This window comes from Pseudomonas sp. PvP027 (assembly GCF_017833005.1).
Classification (GTDB): Bacteria; Pseudomonadota; Gammaproteobacteria; order Pseudomonadales; family Pseudomonadaceae; genus Aquipseudomonas; species Aquipseudomonas congelans.
Genome location: NZ_JAFIBK010000001.1, coordinates 276,677 through 296,575, shown reverse-complemented (window position 1 = coordinate 296,575; position 19,899 = coordinate 276,677). Strand labels below are relative to the sequence as shown.

Here is a 19,899-nt window from a genome sequence, read left to right as displayed (position 1 = left end):
ATTGGCTCGTCTCCGGTCGAAGGGCGGCGCGGCATGGCGCAGGACGACTGCCAGTCGGCGGGAGGATTAAGAACATTGAAAAAAAAATAGAGCATCCACCTGGGGATGTCTGTCATGGGAAGCTGGGACAAGTGCGCGCGGTAGCCTTGCGGGCTGGGGGATCAATGATTCAAGGCTGCGCCGGTATAGACGCCTTGACCGATTCGATTGGCCTGTCGAACGAGGCGCAGAGCGAAGTTGGGGGCCTAAGCCCCCATTTTTTATTCAGTGAGGTATCGAGTGACTGTCAGGCGACGGCGGGCTGAAGAACTTCCTCGATGAAGCGGAAGGCGGTTTGTTTCGATTGCAGGGTGGAGGCGAAGAACGCGAGGTGGCTGCCATCGCGCTCTACGTGCAGCGTGGCGTCCTTGATCGACGCGGCAATATGCCGTGAGCCGCCGATGTGCGTAGTCGAATCGGCATCGCCCGCCACTACCAGGGTTGGCGCGGTGATGCGCGTCAGTCGTGGTGCCAGCTCGGTCTTGTTCAGCGCGTCATTCAAGCGCGCATAGCGATAGAACAACTCGGGATTGACGTAGGGGTAAAGCACCACATGGGCGATGGATTCAGGAGTGGTGGCCAGCGTCGCCTGGTCGAGGAACATCGCTTGCAGGTCAGCAGCCTCACCACGATCCTGAGCAGCGCTTTCCATCAGCCACTCGAAGTTTTGCTGATGGGCGGTGCGCAGGTCGTTGTCGTCCAGGTTGTAATCACCATGCCACAAGCTCAGGGAGTTGACCCGGTCGGCATGTTCGGCAGCGGCGCTCAGGGCGATCACCGCGCCGCCGCAAATGCCCATCAGGTGGGCGGTCGACAACCTGAAGTGATTCATCACGCTGATCATGTCGGCGACCTGGGCATCGGTGTCCACCGCAATCTGGTCGAATGCCTCGCAGTCACCGAACAGCCCTCGGGTTTCCCAGGTCACGACAAAAAAACGCTCGCTCAAGGCATTGAACCAGTCGCGACAGAGATCGAACGGAATGCCGCAGGGCAGTGCCAGAACCACGGGAGGCAGCTCGCGGTTGGCACTGGCATGCACCAGCAAGGGGGCATTGTCACGGGTGGTCAGGTGCAGTGTCTCGATGTGCGGCACTGCACCGCTGAATTCAAAATGCTTGAGCAGTCGATTGAAGGCAGTGACGTCTGCAGCATCGTCGAAGTGCTCGTAGCTGTAGTCGAGCGCTTCACAGATTTTGCGGCTTATAAAGTATTCGAACGACGACAGTTGCGCCTCGCCACCATGCAAGTACTGCAGGGTGCGCACACCGATGCGCGCAAACGCGGCATTAATCGCCCGCTCTGTGGCTCTAACGCTGGAGCATGCCGGCTCTGGCAGCGAGCCGTTGTCCCGGACGAGAAAGCTCAGGCATACAGGATCGGGCAAATTGAGGGCAAGGTGCCTGAGCATCCTCACCGTCTCGCACAGACGCATCGCTGCGTCGGAGGAAATAGTCATGGATCTGTACTCTTTTTGGGCGCTTTTCTCAGGTACGTTGCGCGAGGCTACTGTCGTCTGCCGCAGGCGGGTCAGACGGCTTCGAATTTCTTGCCGCGTGTGGTGTGGGTCACGAGGCGGTTGTATTCAGGTGTTTCGTCACCGATCACCTGCACCGCGCCGTATTTCTCCAGGCTGATGCGACCGCCGTACTCTTCGATGTGATCCGAGTCCGGGTAGATGTGCACGAAAGACGGTACGTAGCGTGACGCGAAACCCATGCGCATTTCCGGTGATTCGCCGCTGTGCGGATAGGAGGCGTGCATCAGCGTTGACCAGAAAATGATGAACTGCCCGGCTTTCATCTGCATGGGCACGGCAGAGGCCTCGTCGGGCTTCCAGTTCTCATCGATCTGCAACTGGCGATAGTCATAACCGAAGAAACCGCGACGCACGCCATCCTTGACCACCGAGTTGTTGGCGTCGGGTTCATAGCTCATGCGCTTGGTTTCGTCGTAGTTCATGCTGTTCTGGGTGCCCGGAATGAACTGCAGGCAACCATTGGCAATGTTCGCGTCGGTGAACGCGGTCCAGACGGTGATGGTGCCGCCAAACTCTTCGTTTTCCGGCCAGATGATCTGCGGCTTGCCGGAGGCGTTGGCGAACGTATCGGCCTGATGCCAGTCGGTGCCTTCATCGCCCGGATATTTGGGAAAGAACTCGGTGCGCCAGCAAAGCACATTAGGACCCAGAATGCTTTCGACACGGTCGCAGATTTCCGGGCGGCAGATGTGGCTGGCCAGGAAGTCATCATCCAGATGGCGGTCGTAGTTGGCGATGTTGGTGCCACCGGAAATGGCGTCCAGATCCTGGTAGGCCGCGGCGCTACGATCGAGCAGGCGCAGACGGGTGCGCTTCCAGGTTTCCTTCATTTCTTCCGGCGAATAGGCGTCAAACGGACCGATAAAACCGTTTTTCTCGAACGAGGCACGCTGTTCCGCAGTTAAAGCGAATTTTTTGCTCATGAGCTTTTCCTTTTCGGTCAATGGGCTTGAACAAGGCTACGAGAGATGTGGTCGGCCAGGACTTTGGCCGTTGCGCCATCCGCCAGGATTCCCGGGTCGAGGTTGATTTTGTAATGCGTCTTGAGCTTGCTCAGCGAACGGATCAGTGCCAAAGAAGTGCCGCCGAAGTCGAAAAAGTCATCGTTGACGCCGATGTTTTTCAGGCCCAGGTCTTCGCTCCAGACCTTGAGCACGAAGTGCTCCTGCTCACTGAGGCCCTTGACGTCTGCTGCGCGCAAGGACGTCGTCCCGGCGACAGGCGAGGGCAGTTGTGTCTTGTCGATTTTGCCGTGGTGGGTGACCGGCAACTCTGCCAGCGGCACATACACCGAAGGGCGCATGTACTCCGGCAAACTGTCGGCCATCAATGCGGCAACTTCGCTGCGGGTCTGCTCGGTCCAGGCATCGACGCCCTGGCCTGGCACCACGTAAGCCACCAGGCGCAGGTCGCCATCACCGTAATCATGTACACCGACATGCGCGGCAGCCACATTCGGGCTGGCTTGCAGAGCGGCTTCGATCTCGCCGGGCTCGATGCGGAACCCGCTGATTTTCAATTGCTCGTCGCAGCGACCGGCGTAACGATATTCGCCATTACTTTCCAGGGTCATCAGGTCGCCAGTACGGTAAGCGCGTACAGCACCAGGCAATTCGACGAATCGCTCGACATTGAGCGCCTCACGGTTCAGATAGCCCTGAGCCACACCGGCACCTTCGATGTACAGCTCGCCAGTGGTGCCTTGCGCGACCGGGGCCTGACTCGCGTCAAGCAGGTGCAGGCGCCAGCCGTCCAGCGGCTTGCCCAGCGAAACCATGGCCGCTGACTCCAGGTCCTGCGCCAACACTCGCTTGAAAGTAGTGTGAACGGTGGCCTCGGTGATGCCGTACATGTTGATCAGCGCAGGTTTCTGGTCGCCATGCCGCTCGACCCAGGGACGCAGCACAGTGGCGGGCAACGCTTCGCCACCAAACACCACGTAGCGCAGCGCCAGAGGAGCAGTGTTGCCACGGTCGGCTTCATCAAGACCACGGAAGGCCGATGGCGTCTGACTGAGCACGGTGATGCGCTGATCGGCGAGCCATTGACGCAGGCTGGCAGGCGAGCGCGAAACGTCATACGGGACAACGGCCACCTGGCCGCCGTGGGCGAGGGCACCCCAGATTTCCCAGACCGAGAAGTCAAAACCGATGGAGTGGAACATCGACCAGACGTCCTGGGCGTTGAAGCCAAAGGCGCGCTGGGTGCTTTCCAGCAGGCGACTGACGTTGCCATGGGAAACCTGCACACCCTTGGGCTCACCGGTGGATCCCGAGGTGTAGATGATGTAGGCAGTGGAATTGCTCGGGTCGATACGGGTGTCTTCAGCGGCCGGTTGCAGCGCCGGTGCGGACAGCAACTCGTCGAGTGCCAATACACGCAGAGACGGTATGTTCGGCAGGTTGGCGGCATCGCCGATGATCAGGTTCAACTCACTGTCGCGCACGATGTGCTCGACGCGTTTGCCGGGGTATTGCGGGTCGACCGGCACATAGGTGCCACCGGCCTTGAGAATACCCAGCAAGCTGGTGACCAGATCGACGCTGCGCGGCAGGTACATACCCACACGCGTGCCATAGGTCACACCTTCATCGCGTAAACGTGCAGCCAGCTTCGTCGAGAGCGCGTCGAGCTGTGCGTAGCTCAACGTCCGGGCCGCATCGCTGACAGCGGTGCGCTCAGGAAATTGACGTGCCCTGTCACTGAATATCTCGTGCAGGAAAGCACCGGGCTTGAGAGGGGCTGACGCGGCGCAAGGCGATTCGTCAGTGTTCTTAATCGGCATGACCAAGGCTCCTGTGTAGTAACCAGGTGCAGCGTTCAGATCCGCTGCACTCGAGACATCCCTGCGGCCTGAAGGATCCGTTCGAAGGGCCGGCACGGTCCGCAGTTGGCGCATTTCAGCACCGACTGCCAGCCGGCGTCTGTCGAGGGAAATGGGGACAAAGCCCTGCCGAACGCAATGAGTACGTATTGACGCTCTGCGCGACCGCTGTCCCGGATTGCGGTGACAGACGCCCCCGGGCCATCAGTGTTTTTATTCTTGCGCGGTGCCGGAGCGTGTTGGTCTGGCGCCAAACAACGTGGATGTGAAGGGCTGAGGTCCAGGAGTTTGTTCATGAGTCTTCAAGCTGACACTGCGCCCGTTTTCGCTGAGCAACAGCAAGCGGATGCGCCAACGTGGCCCGACGGGGCCGCTGACCGCTCGGTGCGGTTGTCCCTGCTGGCTGCCGGCATCAGTTTGCCGATGGTCGTCGAACCATGTGCTGACGGACTGGACCCGGTTCAGTGGGCCAGCGCGCGACGCGAAGCGATTGAGGCATTGTTGTGTCGTCACGGCGCGGTGTTGTTTCGCGGGTTCGACCTGCCTTCGGTCGCCGCCTTCGAAGCATTTGCCGAGGCGCTGTCGCCTGGCCTGCACGGCACCTACGGCGATCTTCCGAAGAAGGAAGGCGGGCGCAATGTCTATCGCTCAACGCCATATCCCGAGCGCGAAATGATCCTGTATCACAATGAGAGTTCGCACCTGGAAAGCTGGCCTCGCAAGCAATGGTTCTTCTGCGAGAAGCCATCGCAAGTGGGCGGGGCGACCCCGCTGGCGGACATCCGCCAGGTGCTTGCCTACCTGCCCAAAGAGGTGGTCGAGCGCTTTGAAAGCAAAGGCCTGCTTTACAGCCGCACGTTCACTGCCGGAGTCGAGCCAAGCTGGGAATCGTTCTTCGGCACCTCTGAGCGCAGCGTCATCGAGCAGCGTTGCCGCGAACAGGGCACAGACTTCGAATGGCTTGACGGCGACACGCTGCAGCTGCGCACCCGTTGCCCGGCGGTGATCAGCCACCCGTTCACCGGCGAGCGCTGCTTTTTCAATCAAGTGCAGTTGCATCACCCCTATTGCATGGGCGAGGAACTGCGCGAGGACCTGCTCGACATGTTCGGCCCCGACCGCCTGCCACGGCTGGTCAGTTATGGCGACGGTTCAGCCATCGAAGATTCGGTGATGGCCTTGATCGGTGATGCCTACGAGGCTTGCGCGGTGCGCTTCGACTGGCGCAAGGGCGATGTGGTGATGCTTGACAACATGCTCGTCGCCCATGCCCGTGATCCTTATGAAGAGCCGCGGCTGATCGTTGTGGCCATGGGTGAAATGACCGCTCGGGGCGATGTCTGGCAACCGGCCTGAATGATCGATATCCATTGATACCGTCAGGGCTTTCAACCACCAGCGCCCGCACGGACCAAGCATCCAAGGACAGCAACCAATGAAAACCAAGCAAGAGAAGAAGACCAGACCGGGCTCGATCATGCGTCTGTTGTGGAGCAGCCATCCCTGGCTGACGTTCTTTACGCTGGTTACCGGGCTCATCAGCGGCGTGGCGTCCATTGCCGTGGTCAATGTGATCAACCAGGCGATTCACGAGGAGACCTTTCAGCGTCAGTCGCTGTTCTGGTTCGTTGGTCTGAGCGCGGTGGCGCTGCTGTTCCGCAACGGTGCGGCGCTGTTTCCGGCCTACGCCAGCATGCGCATCATGACCCGCCTGCGTATTGCCCTGTGCCGCAAGATCCTCGGCACACCGCTTGAGGAAGTCGACCGCCGCGGTGCGCCGAATGTCCTGACGATGCTCACCAGCGATATTCCGCAACTCAACGCTACGTTGTTGATGATGCCAACGATCCTGGTGGAGTCGGCTGTGTTTCTGTTCGGTATTGCCTACCTTGCCTACCTGTCCTGGGTGGTGTTCGCGATCACCGTCGCTCTTATGATGCTGGGGGTTGCACTGTACCTGGTGCTTTTCATGGGCGGCATGAAGTTCAGCCACAAGGTGCGCGACGAGTTCACGGCGTTCAATGAACACACGCACGCGCTGGTGTTCGGACTCAAGGAACTGAAACTCAACGGTATTCGCCGCCGCTGGTTCAGCCGCTCGGCGATCCAGGAGTCTTCGGCCCGGGTCGCGAAGTACAACTACATTGAACGGCTCTGGTTCACTGCCGCCGACAACGTTGGCCAACTGAGCCTGTCGCTGCTGGTCGGTTGCCTGCTGTTCGCAGCGCCGATGTTCGCTGTCATCGATGCCAAGACCATGAGCGCCAGTGTGCTGGCAGTGCTGTACATCATGGGCCCGCTGGTGATGCTGGTCAGCGCCATGCCCATGCTGGCCCAGGGACGTATTGCCTGCACGCGCCTGGCGGACTTCGGTTTTTCCATTAACGAAGCGCATCCGGAACCGGAAACCGGCGACGCCGACAATGTGCTGTTCCTCGACCATAAGAAGCCCTGGGACAGTATCCAGCTGAAGAACATACACATGAGCTACAAGGACCCACTGAGCAACTCCGGTTTTGCCCTGGGACCTATCGACCTGACAATCCGTTCCGGCGAGTTGATCTACATTGTCGGCGGCAATGGTTGTGGCAAAAGTACCCTGGCCAAAGTGCTCTGCGGCCTGTACATCCCGAAAGAAGGTCAGCTACTGCTCGACGGTACGGTAATCACCGACGACTCGCGCAGCAACTATCGCGATCTGTTTTCGGCGGTGTTCTCCGACTTCCACCTGTTCAACCGGTTGATAGGTCCTGACGAGAAAGAACAGGCCAGCACCGACCAGGCGCAGAAATACCTGTCGACTCTGGGCCTGGAAGACAAGGTCAAGATCGAAGGACACGGTTATTCGACTACCAAAGCCTTGTCATACGGCCAGCAGAAACGCCTGGCCCTGGTGTGCGCCTATCTGGAAGACCGTCCGATTTACCTGCTGGACGAATGGGCCGCCGACCAGGACCCGCCATTCAAGCGTTTCTTCTACGAGGAACTGCTGCCAGACCTCAAACGGCGCGGCAAGACGGTACTGATCATCACTCACGATGACCAGTACTTCCAGCTGGCCGATCGCATCATCAAGTTGGTCGACGGTTGCATCGTCTCCGACGTGAAGTGCGAGGTCCAGGGCAAGCGCGCCTGAACTGAAGCGCTGTTCAACTTTCCAGGGACGATCCTTCACAAAACTGCATGAAGCAGATCGCTCCCTGCCTTGATCCGACTACCGGTTTTCGCTGCCTTTTGTGTGCGGCCAGGCCGACCCTTTGCGAGAAGAAATGTATGGCATTTGCCCTGACCGCTGCGCAACGCAATATCTGGCTGGATCAGATGACCCAGGGCGACTCGCCGTTATACAACATCGGCGGCTATATGGAGATCGATGGCCCCCTCGACTCCGATCTGTTCGTGCAAGCCATGGGCCTGTTGATCGAGAAGCACGATGCGCTGCGCATGGTCCTGCTCGATCAACGTGACGAGGAGGGCGTGCCGCTGCAAACCTTTGCCACGAGCATGCCTATGCCCGTGACACCGCTGGACTTGCAAGGGCAGGACGACCCGCATCAGGCCGCCGAACACTGGGTCCAGGCTCAGCTTGAACAAGCGTTCAAGCTGGAGGGGGGGCCCCTGTTCCGAATGCATTTTCTCAAGCTGGAAGCACAGCGCTTTTATTTTGTGTTTTATGCCCATCACATTGCGCTCGACGGCTGGAGCATCGACGGGGTCTCCAAGTCCCTCAGTGATATTTACAACGCATTGTGCGATCAGCACACGCCCGATCTGGCTGCGCCGTCCTATATCGATTTCATAGAGGACGACTGTCAGTATCGCGGGTCGCGACGTTTTACCCTCGATCAGGCCTACTGGCTGGACAAGTACCGCGACATCCCCGAGCCCTTGCTGGTACCACGCCCGCGCCAGGCCGAGGATCAGAATCAGCTACCGAGCCGCAGCGGCCACCTCCGTTACGGTCTGGCCCGTGAGCTGGATCAGCAGATGGAAGACCTGGCCCTGCGCCTGAACGCCTCATCTTTCCACGTTTTTCTGGCCGTGCTTTACGTGTATTTCACCCGTACCTACCAGCGTGATGAACTGGTCATCGGCTTGCCGATTCTCAACCGCTCCAATGCCAGTTACAAGAAGACCCTCGGCCTTTTTACCCAACTCAGTTCGGTACGCCTTAAATTCAGTCACGACCTGCCGTTCGCCGAATTGGTCCAGGGCATCGGTCGGGCGGTCAAGCAGGATTACCGCAACCAGCGGTTTCCGGTCAGCGACCTCAACCGGCTGCTGGAATTACGCCGTACCGAGCGTACGCAATTGTTCGACCTGACATTCTCCTACGAGCGGCAAAACCATCTGCTGCGCTTCGGCCAGGCAACCGCCCGCGTCGTGAAGGGTTCGAATAATCACGAACAGACACCGTTGGCCATCCACCTGCGCACCAACACGTGCGACTCTGAATCGTGGCTGCACTTCATCTACAACGAGGCGTTTTTTCAGCATGACGAGATCGCCCCCCTTGCCGAGCGCTTGCAGCATGTCATGGCGCAGGGCCTGGCGAACGAACAACGGCCGGTGCATGAGTTCTCGCTGATCAGCAAGAGCGACCACCTCCAGATGCAGGCATGGAATGCCGCTCAGCCACATTCCACCGAGAACCTGACGATCCACCAGCAGTTCGAAGACCGCGCCGCAGAGCGCCCGGACGCCGTCGCGCTGGTGTTCGAAGAGCAGACCCTGAGCTACGGCGAACTCAACGCCCGCGCCAACCAGGTTGCCCACCGCCTGCTGGCCCATGGCGTTCGTCCGGATGATCGGGTGGCGATCTGCGTCGAACGCGGCCCGGCAATGATTATCGGCCTGCTGGGTATTCTCAAATCCGGCGCCGGTTACGTGCCGCTGGATCCCGCGTATCCCCTTGAACGTCTGGCCTACACCCTTGGCGACAGCGCACCGGTGGCGTTGTTGAGCCAGCAGTCAGTGCGGCAAGCCCTGCCAGTGTCGGAAGTGCCGGTGATCAGTCTCGACGATACCGATCTGCAGGACGAATCCGTCTGCAATCCGCAGGTGCCGGGGCTGACGGCCGCGAACCTGGCATATGTGATCTACACCTCCGGCTCCACAGGTCTGCCCAAAGGCGTGATGGTCGAGCATCGCAACGTGGCGCGGCTGTTTTCGGCCACCGCAGACTGGTTCGGCTTCAATGAACAGGATGTCTGGGCGCTGTTCCATTCGTTCGCCTTTGACTTCTCGGTCTGGGAAATCTGGGGCGCATTGCTGCACGGCGGACGTCTGTTGATCGTCCCGCAACTGGTCAGCCGTTCGCCCGAAGACTTCTACAACCTGGTATGCAGCGCCGGGGTGACGGTGCTCAACCAGACGCCAAGTGCGTTCCGCCAACTGATTGCGACCCAGGGCGAGCATGAGCAGGCACATTCGCTGCGTCAGGTGATCTTTGGCGGTGAAGCGCTGGAAACGGCGATGCTCAAGCCGTGGAACGCCCGCAACGTGAATGCCGACACACAACTGGTAAACATGTACGGCATCACCGAAACCACCGTGCACGTGACCTATTACCCGTTGCAGCCCGAAGACGCCCAGCGCCTTGGTGCCAGCCCGATCGGCAAACGCATTCCCGACCTGCAGCTGTACCTTCTCGATGCCTACGGCCATCCGCTGCCACCGGGTGCAGTGGGCGAGTTGTACGTTGGCGGGGCAGGCGTGGCCCGTGGCTACCTCAATCGCGATGAATTGAACGCGACGCGCTTTCTCGACGATCCATTTGCCTCGGCGCCCGGCGCGCGAATGTACCGCTCCGGCGATCTGGGTCGCTGGTTGCCGGACGGCAGCCTGGAATACCTGGGCCGTAATGATGAACAGGTAAAAATTCGCGGTTTCCGTATCGAGCTGGGCGAGATCGAGGCCCAATTGAGCGCCTGCGAAGGCGTGCGTGACGCTGTGGTCGTGGTGCGTGAAGACGAACCGGGCGATAAGCGTCTGGTGGCCTATGTCATCGGCACGGCGGGGCAGGAACTGGACGCCACCTACTTGCGTGAACAGCTGCGTCTGTCGCTGGCCGAGCACATGCTGCCAGGCGCTTTTGTCAGCCTGGAACGTTTCCCGCTGACCGCCAACGGCAAGCTCGACCGCAAGGCATTGCCGCTGCCTGCTGCCGAGGCCTATGCCCGGCGTCAGTACGAGGCACCGCAAGGCCTGGCGGAAACCCGGCTGGCCGGGTTGTGGACCGAGTTACTGGGCGTCGAGCAGGTAGGCCGTCATGACCAGTTCTTCGAACTGGGCGGACATTCGATGTTGGCGGTGAAACTGATCGAACGCATGCGCGAGGTCGGTCTGAATGCCGACGTCCGCGTGCTGTTCGGCCAGCCGACCCTGGCCTCCCTGGCGGCCGCCAGCGGCAAGGCCACAGACGTTGGAGCACCCGCCAACAGGATTTCCGCCGATTGTCGGCACATTACCCCGGACATGCTACCTCTGGCCCGACTCACCCAGGCTCAGATCGACCGTGTGGTCGCCACCGTGCCGGGCGGTGTAAGCAATGTGCAGGATATCTATGGGCTGGTGCCTTTGCAGGAAGGCATCCTCTATCACCATCTGACGAGTGAGGAGGGTGATCCGTACCTGTTGCGGGGCCTGTTGCGGGTCAATAGCTTCGAACAGTTGCTGGATTTCACGGAAGCCTTGCAGCAGGTCATCGATCGCCACGACATTCTGCGCACGGCGGTGGCCTGGGAAGAACTCGACGAGCCGGTGCAGGTGGTCTGGCGTGAAGCACGGCTGCGGGTCGAGGCGTTTTTACCGCACCCGGACCAGGGTGATGTCGCGGCCCAGTTGCAGGCCCGGTTCGATCCACGGCGGATACGTATGGATCTGCATCAGGCTCCGATGATGCGCCTGCACTACGCCGAAGATCCCGTCGACCAGAGCTGGGTTGCGGTGTTGCTGTTCCATCACCTGATCGACGACGCCACCTCGCTGGCTTTGCTCGGCGCAGAGATCGAGGCGTTCAGACAAGGGCGCGGCGAACATCTGCCCGCGTCGGTGCCGTACCGAAATCATGTGGCGCAGGCGCGACTGAGCGTGAGCCGCGAAGAGCACGAAGCGTTTTTCCGCGACATGCTCGCAGATGTTGACGAGCCGACCCTGCCGTTCGGCCTGCAAGACGTGCAAGGCGACGGTGGCGGAGTCGATGAAGCCCTGCTGCCGGTCGAACCGGAGCTGGCCGGACGTCTGCGCGCCCATGCCCGGCGATTGGGCGTCAGTAATGCCAGCCTGCATCACCTGGCGTGGGCACAGGTGGTCGGGCGCCTGTCGGGTCGTCAGGACGTGGTCTTCGGTACTGTGCTGATGGGCCGCTTGCTCAGTGGTCAAGGCGCCGAGCGGGCCTTGGGCATGTTTATCAATACCTTGCCATTGCGCGTCGCTGCCGGAGAGCAGGGCATTCAGGCTGCAGTGCGAACCACCCACGCACGGTTGGCGGCGTTGGTCAGTCATGAGCATGCACCGCTGTCACTGGCTCAGGGATGCAGTGGCGTGGCGGCACCGACACCGTTATTCAGTGCACTGATGAACTACCGCCATGTCGCGGTCGGTGCCCGGACACCTCAAGAGACGGGGCAGACCAGACTCTGGGGCGGTGTCGAGGTACTCGGCGGTGAGGAGCGCACCAACTACCCGTTGTCGATATCGGTGGACGACCTCGGCGAATCCTTCGGCCTGACCGTTCAGGCGGTGGCCGGAATCGATGCCCGGCGCATCTGCGGTTACATGCATAGCGTGCTGGAGCAACTGGCCGACGCGCTGGACAGCCGGCCCGATGCGCCCTTGCACAGCCTCGACTGGTTGCCCGCGCACGAGCGTCGCCAATTGCTGGAAGACTTCAACGCGTTCGATAGCGCCTACCCGCAAGACCTTTTGCTGCACCAACTGTTCGAGGCCCAGGCGGCTGCGCAGCCGGATTCGGTGGCGGTCACCTACGAAGGCCAGCGGCTGAGCTACGCCGAGCTCAATCAGTGGGCCAATCAGATTGCCCACCGGTTGATCGCTGCAGGCGTCGGCGCTGATGACCGTGTGGCGATCTGCGTGGAGCGCAGTCTGGAAATGATCGCCGGCCTGGTGGGTATTCTCAAGGCCGGTGCCGGCTATGTGCCGCTTGACCCTTCCTATCCTGCCGAACGCCTGGCCTTCATGCTAGAAGACAGCGCGCCGAAAATACTGTTGACCCAGCGCGGCTTGCGCGAGCGCTTTGCGCAGGCTTCCATGCCGATCGTCCTGCTGGAAGCTGACGCCCGCGCCGAGAGCGGTATCGACAGTGAGCCGGCAACCAATCCGCAGCTCGCGGGGCTTGGTGCACAGCACCTGGCGTACCTGATCTACACCTCCGGCTCTACCGGCCAGCCCAAAGGCGTGGCCATGCCCCATGCGCCGCTGGTCAACCTGCTGCATTGGCAGATCACCCAGACTGTCGAGCAGCGTCGCCCAAAGCAACGCACCTTGCAGTTCGCGGCGCTGGGTTTTGATGTGGCCTTTCAGGAAATCTTCAGCACCTTGTGCGCAGGCGGCGAACTGTCACTGATCCACAGCGATATTCGTCTGGATTTCCGTCGCCTGTTCAAGCATGTCTGCGCACAGCGCATCGAGCGCTTGTATATGCCGTGCATTGCCCTGCAAGCGTTGGCCGAGGCCATGGCGGCCGAGACCGAACAGCCTGAGTGCCTGTTGCAGGACGTGATCACTGCTGGCGAACAACTGCGAATTACCGAACCGATGCGGCAGTTCTTTGCCCGTCTGAGCGACGCCCGCCTGCACAACCACTACGGCCCGACCGAGTCCCATGTGGTCACGGCGCTGACCCTCGACGGCGACCCTCAGACCTGGCCGACCTTGCCGAGCATCGGCCAGCCGGTGGCCAACACCCGCATCTACCTGCTTGACGAACACATGCGCCCGGTGCCGGTGGGTATCGCCGGTGAACTGTACATCGGCGGCGCATCCGTCGCCCGTTGTTACCTGAACCGCGATGACCTGACCGCCGAACGCTTCATCGCTGATCCGTTTGCCGCCAGCGATGTCGGCAACCCATACACGCGTCTGTACAAGACCGGCGACCTGGGCTGCTGGCAGGCGGACGGCAGGATCGTCTACCTGGGCCGTAACGACGATCAGATCAAGATTCGTGGCTTTCGTATCGAACTGGGGGAAATCGAGGCACGCCTCGGTCAGTATCCGGGGCTGCGCGATACAGCAGTGCTGGCCCGCGAAGACGTTCCCGGTGAAAAGCGCCTGGTGGCTTATTTCAGCGTGCAGGCCGGCCAGGTTGTGCCCGAGGCCGACCAGATACGCGTGCATTTACAGGCACTGCTGCCGGACTACATGGTCCCGGCAGCCTATGTGCACCTGGAAAAAATGCCGGTGTCGCCCAATGGCAAGCTTGATCGTCGTGCGTTGCCGCAACCATCGGCCGATGCCTTCGTCAGCCGCGACTATCAGGCCCCGCGCGGCGACACCGAAACCACGCTGGCGGCGCTCTGGTGCGAAGTGCTGAGTGTGGAACGGGTCGGTCGACAGGACCATTTCTTCGAGCTGGGCGGTCATTCGCTGCTGGCGGTGAAGCTGATCGAGCGCATGCGGCAGGTTGGCCTGAGCGCCGATGTCCGCGTCCTGTTCGGCCAGCCCACCCTTGCCGCACTGGCGGCGGCGGTGGGCGGCGGCATCGAGATCGAGGTTCCGGCCAACGGCATTCCTGCGGGTTGCACACACATCACTCCGGAGATGCTGACGCTCACCACGCTGGACCAGGCGAGTATCGAGCGCATTGTCGCCAGCGTACCCGGTGGCGCGGCGAACGTGCAGGACATCTACCCGCTGGCGCCGTTGCAGGAAGGCATTCTTTATCACCATATCGCGGCCGAACAGGGCGACCCGTATCTGCTGCAAGCGACCTGCGCACTGCGCGATCCGGCACACGTACGACGCTTTGCCGAAGGCTTGCAGGCGATGATTGATCGCCATGACATCCTGCGCACAGCGTTGGTCTGGGAAGGCCTGGAACAGCCGCTGCAAGTGGCTTTGCGCCGGGTGGAACTGTCGATGGAGCAGATCACCCTGGCCCCGGACGGCGGCGATATCGTCGCTCAGTTGCAAAGCCGTTTTGATCCGCGTGTGTGCCGTCTCGACCTCAGTCGGGCCCCGCTGATTCACCTGGCCTTTGCCGAGGACTCGGAGAACCAGCGCTGGGTGGCGATCCTGCTGTTCCACCATATTGCCCTCGACCACACCGCGCTGGACGTGATGAGCGCAGAAATGCTCGCCCACTTGCAAGGCACGGCGGCGCAACTGCCGGCAGCGATGCCTTACCGGAATTACGTGGGCCAGGCCCGTCTGGGCGTGAGTGGCGAGCAACACGAAGCATTCTTCCGCGAGATGCTCGGTGATGTCGATGAACCGACCCTGCCGTTCGGTCTGTTTGAGGTGCAGGGTGACGGGCAGGGCATCAAGGAGGTTCGCCACGCGCTTGCGCCTGATCTGTGTCAGCGTCTGCGCACTCAGGCGCGGCAACTGGGAGTGAGTGCAGCAAGCCTGCACCACCTGGCCTGGGCGCGAGTGCTGGGCAGCGCCAGCGGACGCGAAGACGTGGTCTTCGGCACCGTGTTGCTGGGGCGTATGCAAAGCGGCATGGGTGCCGACCGCGCGCTGGGGATGTTCATCAATACCTTGCCGCTGCGGGTCGATGTCGGTACCTGCGCCGTACGTCAGGCGGTACGTCGCACCCATGCCCGTTTGACCGCATTGCTCGGCCACGAACATGCGCCTTTGGTGCTTGCTCAACGTTGCAGCGCGGTGTCCGCAGCGTCGCCGCTGTTCAGCGCGCTGCTCAACTATCGCCACAGCCCGGCACGTGAAGCCAGCGGTGGCGATCGTTGGGCGGGTGCCCAGGTGCTCGGCGTACGCGAACGGACCAACTACCCCTTGAGCCTGTCGGTGGACGATCAAGGCGACGGCTTCCTGTTGAGCGTGCAGGTGGCCGCCGGCTTCGATGGCCAGCGGATCTGCGCTTATATGCAGACCGTCTTGAGCCATCTGGTGGAGGCCCTTGAATCCGCACCGGATTCAGCAGTTTGCAACCTGCCGGTGGTGCCGGAAACCGAACAACGACAACTGCTGGTAGCGTTCAATGACACCGCGCGGGATTACCCGCGGCAACAGACCGTACACAGCCTGTTCGAGGCCCGGGTAAGGGCCTGCCCCGAAGCTTGCGCGGCGATTCACGACGGCGTTGCCGTGAGTTACGCCGAACTCAACGCCCGGGCCAATCGCCTGGCGCGGCATCTGCTGGGCCTTGGCGTACAGCCGGGCGACAGCGTGGCTATTCTGCTGGAGCGCAGCCATGACTTGCTCGCCAGTCAGCTGGCAGTGCTCAAATGCGCGGCAGTGTACGTTCCGCTGGACATCAACGCACCGGTCGAACGTCAGGCGTTCATGATCGAGGACAGCCAGGCGCATGTCCTGCTGACCCATAGCCACGTATCACTGACAACCACTGCCCAGCGTGTCGATCTCGACGTGCTGGATCTGGACGGTCTGAAAGACACTGATCTGGCATTGCCGCAGTCCAGCGAAAGCGTCGCCTACATCATGTACACCTCTGGCTCGACGGGCATTCCGAAAGGTGTACTGGTGCCGCATCGGGCCATCACCCGGCTGGTGATCAACAACGGTTATGCCGACTTCAATGCTCAGGATCGCGTAGCGTTCGCTTCCAACCCGGCATTTGATGCCAGCACGCTGGATGTCTGGGCGCCGTTGCTCAATGGCGGTTGCGTGGTGGTGATCGGGCAGAGCGACTTGCTGTCGCCGATGAATTTCCAGCGCCTGCTGCTGGAACAGGCGGTGACTGTCTTGTGGATGACCGCCGGGTTGTTCCATCAATATGCTTCGGGGCTGGGCGAAGCCTTTTCACGCCTGCGCTACCTGATTGTCGGCGGCGATGTGCTGGACCCTGCCGTCATAGGCCGGGTGTTGGCCAACAGTCCTCCGCAACATCTGCTCAACGGCTATGGCCCGACCGAAGCCACAACCTTTTCCGCGACCTACGAGATTACTTCGGCCGGCAATGGCTCGGTGCCTATCGGCAAACCGGTGGGCAACAGCCGCCTGTATGTGCTCGACAGCCAAGGCCAGCCGGTGCCGTTGGGCGTGCCCGGCGAGCTGTATATCGGCGGACAGGGTGTCGCCAGGGGCTATTTGAATCGTGATGAACTGACCCTTGAGAAATTCGTCGCCGACCCGTTCGACAGCGACCCTGAAGCGCGCTTGTACCGCACCGGCGATCTGGTTCGCTGGCGTGCCGACGGTAATCTGGACTATCTGGGTCGCAATGACGATCAGGTGAAAATCCGTGGTTTCCGCGTTGAACTGGGTGAGATCGAAGCACGCCTGGCCGAGCACACCGAGGTCCGCGAAGCCGTGGTGCTGTGCCGTCAGGATGTGCCCGGAGACAAGCGTCTGGTGGCCTATTTCACGGCGCAGCAGCCCGAAACCGTGCTCGACATTGAGTACCTGCGCAGCCACCTGCAAGTCACATTGCCGGACTACATGGTGCCGGCAGCCTACGTGCAGCTCGATGCGCTGCCGCTGACCGCCAACGGCAAGCTTGATCGCAAGGCCCTGCCAGTGCCTGATGCGCAATCGTTGATCAGTCGTGGTTACGAAGCACCGCAAGGCGAGGTCGAAGCGGCGCTGGCCGGGATCTGGGCTGAAGTGCTGCAGGTCGAGCGGGTTGGCCGCAACGATCACTTTTTCGATCTGGGCGGGCACTCCCTGCTGGCCATGCGCATGGTGTCTCAAGTGCGCCAGCAACTGGGCGTGGAATTGCCGCTGGGCGAGCTGTTTGCGCTCGGTGAACTGGCAGCGGTGGCCGCAGCGCTGAATGGCGTGGCCCGCAGTGAACTGACAGCGATCCTGCCGGTGAAGCGTGATCAGCCGATGCCATTGTCCTTCGCCCAGCAAAGGTTGTGGTTCCTGGCACAGATGGACGGCGGTAACGAAGCCTATAACATCCCGATGGCGCTGAGCCTCGGGGGTGCGCTCGACGTCACCGCCCTGACGCGAGCCCTGGCGCGTATCGTCGAACGCCATGAAACCCTGCGCAGCCGATTCGTCACCCGCGAAGGCGCTGCGCACGTGCTGTTCATGCCCTCCTGCGCAGACGTCGGGTTGTCTGTCGAAGACATTCGTCATGCGCCCCAGCGCCTGGAAGAGTGCATTCGGGCCGAGGCGGTCGCACCGTTCGATCTGGCTGAGGGACCGCTGATTCGCGCTCATTTGCTGCAAGTGGCCGACGACCGTCATGTGCTGCTGATGACTGTGCACCATATCGTCGCCGATGGCTGGTCGATGGGCGTGCTGAGCCAGGAACTGATGGCGCTGTACCCGGCGTTCTGCCAGGGACAGCCCGATCCACTGCCGCCTCTGGCGCTCCAGTACGCCGATTACGCAGTATGGCAACGTCGCTGGCTGTCCGGTGAACGCCTGCAACATCAGGCGGCCTACTGGCATCAGGCGCTGGAGGGCGCGCCGACGCTGCTCACGCTGCCGACTGACCGGCCACGTCCGGCGCAGCAGGACTTCGCCGGTGCCAGCCTTGCAGTGCAACTGAACCCACGCCTGGCGGCAGATTTGCGACAACTGGCACAACGCCAGGGCGTCACGCTGTACATGGCGCTGATGGCCGCCTGGGCAACGACACTCACGCGTCTTTCGGGTCAGGCCGAAGTGGTGATTGGCAGCCCGGTGGCAGGGCGAGGCCGTACCGAGCTGGAAGACCTGATCGGCCTGTTCGTCAACACCCTGGCGGTGCGCATCGATACCTCGGGCAGCCCGAGCGGCGAGGCGCTGCTGGCCCGGGTCAAGGCCCGCGTGCTGGAAGCACAGGAGCATCAGGACCTGCCGTTCGAGCAGGTTGTAGAAGTCGTTCGCCCGACTCGCAGCCTGGCCCATCCGCCTTTGTTCCAGACCACGCTGAACTGGATGCCGGGCCAACACGCCACCGATTCGCTTGGTGACCTGCGAGTGGAGCCGGTCGAACAGGTCAATCAGGTGTCCAAATTCGACCTTTCGCTGAACCTGAGCGAGCAGAGCGAGACGCTGGTCGGTACGCTGGACTACGCCACGGCGCTGTTCGACGAAACCACAGCGCAACGGTATCTCGGCTATTTCCTGCAAATCCTCGAAACCCTGGCGACTGATGAGCAGACGCATCTCGATCGCATCACGCTGGTCGGCGAAGAGGAACGCCGTTACCTGCTGGAAACGCTTAACACGACGACGCTGGCGCAGGTAAATGACGAGCAGACCGTGCACGCCTTGATCGAAGCCCGGGCATTCAGCGCACCCGAAAGTGTCGCGGCTCAGGTGGGTGAGCATCGCCTGCACTACGGCGAAATGAACCATCGCGCCAACGCCCTGGCCCATCACCTGATCAGTCTCGGAGTAGGTGTCGATGATCGCGTGGCGGTCATGGCCCGTCGCGGGCTGGACACGCTGGTGGCCATGCTCGCTGTCCTCAAGGCAGGCGCCGGCTACGTCCCGGTCGATCCGTCGCACCCTGACGAGCGCATTGCCTATCTGCTGACCGACAGCGCACCCAAAGTGCTGCTGACCCAGCAGGCCCTGATGAGCCGCGTGCCGGAAACGGCTGTACCGGTTATCGCCTTCGACCGTCCCGAATGGCCGCAACGCCTGGACAACCCGCAGGTGGCAGGGCTCAACCCCACGCATCTGGCGTACGTGATCTATACATCAGGCTCCACGGGCCAGCCAAAGGGTGTGATGGTCGAGCACCGCACCCTAGGCAACCTGATCGACTGGCATTGTCAGGCCTTCGAGCTCCAGGCTGGCAGCCATACCGCCAGCGTCGCAGGCTTCGGCTTCGACGCCATGGCCTGGGAAGTCTGGCCGGCGCTGTGTGCCGGGGCGACCCTGCACCTGCCGCCTGCGGACGTGAGCAATGAACAGATCGATGCGCTGCTCGACTGGTGGATCGCCCAGCCGCTGCAGGTGGCTTTCCTGCCGACACCGGTTGCCGAGTACGCCTTCAGCCGCGGCCTGACTCACCCCACCTTGCGCGCGCTGTTGATCGGCGGTGATCGTCTGCGCCAGTTCCAGCGCGATCCGGGCTTCGCCGTCATCAACAACTATGGCCCGACCGAGGCCACGGTGGTCGCCACGTCGGGGCGTTTGCTGCCCGACGGCAGCCTCGACATCGGCACACCGATTGCCAATACCCGCGTGTACCTGCTCGACGAGCATCAGCAACTGGTGCCATTGGGCGTGGCAGGCGAGCTGTACGTCGCCGGAGAGGGCGTGGCGCGGGGTTACCTGAATCGGCCGGAGATGACCGCCGAGCGTTTCCTGCGTGATCCGTTCCACGCCGATGCCAGGATGTACCGCACCGGCGACCTGGCACGCTGGAACGCCGACGGCA

6 protein-coding genes (1 of these 6 running past the window's edge) are annotated in these 19,899 nt (G+C 61.6%); 3 read left to right on the top strand and 3 right to left on the bottom strand.

Annotated elements, in window-relative coordinates; translation table 11 throughout:
• Window positions 1-286 precede the first annotated feature (286 nt).
• From syrC to syrB1, 3 genes are all read right to left on the bottom strand, one after another.
• Window positions 287-1,498 carry a syringomycin E biosynthesis aminoacyltransferase SyrC gene (syrC, locus tag JOE33_RS01065; RefSeq protein ID WP_010438145.1) on the bottom strand — a complete coding sequence of 404 codons (1,212 nt, stop codon included), beginning with the start codon at window positions 1,496-1,498 and terminating at the stop codon, window positions 287-289.
• 71 nt (window positions 1,499-1,569) lie between these two features.
• On the bottom strand, window positions 1,570-2,502 hold the full coding sequence (syrB2, locus tag JOE33_RS01060; protein WP_010438141.1) for a syringomycin E biosynthesis L-threonyl-[L-threonyl-carrier protein] 4-chlorinase SyrB2: 933 nt from the start codon (window positions 2,500-2,502) through the stop codon (window positions 1,570-1,572).
• Window positions 2,503-2,519: 17 nt separating this feature from the next.
• A complete protein-coding gene (gene syrB1 / locus JOE33_RS01055; RefSeq protein ID WP_054994099.1) occupies window positions 2,520-4,364 on the bottom strand; it encodes a syringomycin E biosynthesis L-threonine--[L-threonyl-carrier protein] ligase SyrB1 in 1,845 nt (614 codons plus the stop codon).
• Window positions 4,365-4,697: 333 nt separating this feature from the next.
• Here syrB1 and JOE33_RS01050 point away from each other — a divergent pair, with 333 nt between their 5' ends.
• The 3 genes from JOE33_RS01050 to JOE33_RS01040 form a co-directional block, all read left to right on the top strand.
• Window positions 4,698-5,759, top strand: a complete 1,062-nt coding sequence (locus JOE33_RS01050) for a TauD/TfdA family dioxygenase (RefSeq protein WP_010438135.1) — start codon at window positions 4,698-4,700, stop codon at window positions 5,757-5,759.
• Window positions 5,760-5,838: 79 nt separating this feature from the next.
• Window positions 5,839-7,539 carry a cyclic peptide export ABC transporter gene (locus JOE33_RS01045; RefSeq protein ID WP_010438132.1) on the top strand — a complete coding sequence of 567 codons (1,701 nt, stop codon included), beginning with the start codon at window positions 5,839-5,841 and terminating at the stop codon, window positions 7,537-7,539.
• 137 nt (window positions 7,540-7,676) lie between these two features.
• On the top strand, window positions 7,677-19,899 hold the 5' portion of the coding sequence (locus tag JOE33_RS01040; protein ID WP_209924019.1) for a non-ribosomal peptide synthetase. 3,812 nt of this gene lie beyond the right edge of the window; 12,223 of the gene's 16,035 nt are visible here — the first part of the coding sequence; it begins with the start codon at window positions 7,677-7,679; the stop codon falls past the right edge of the window.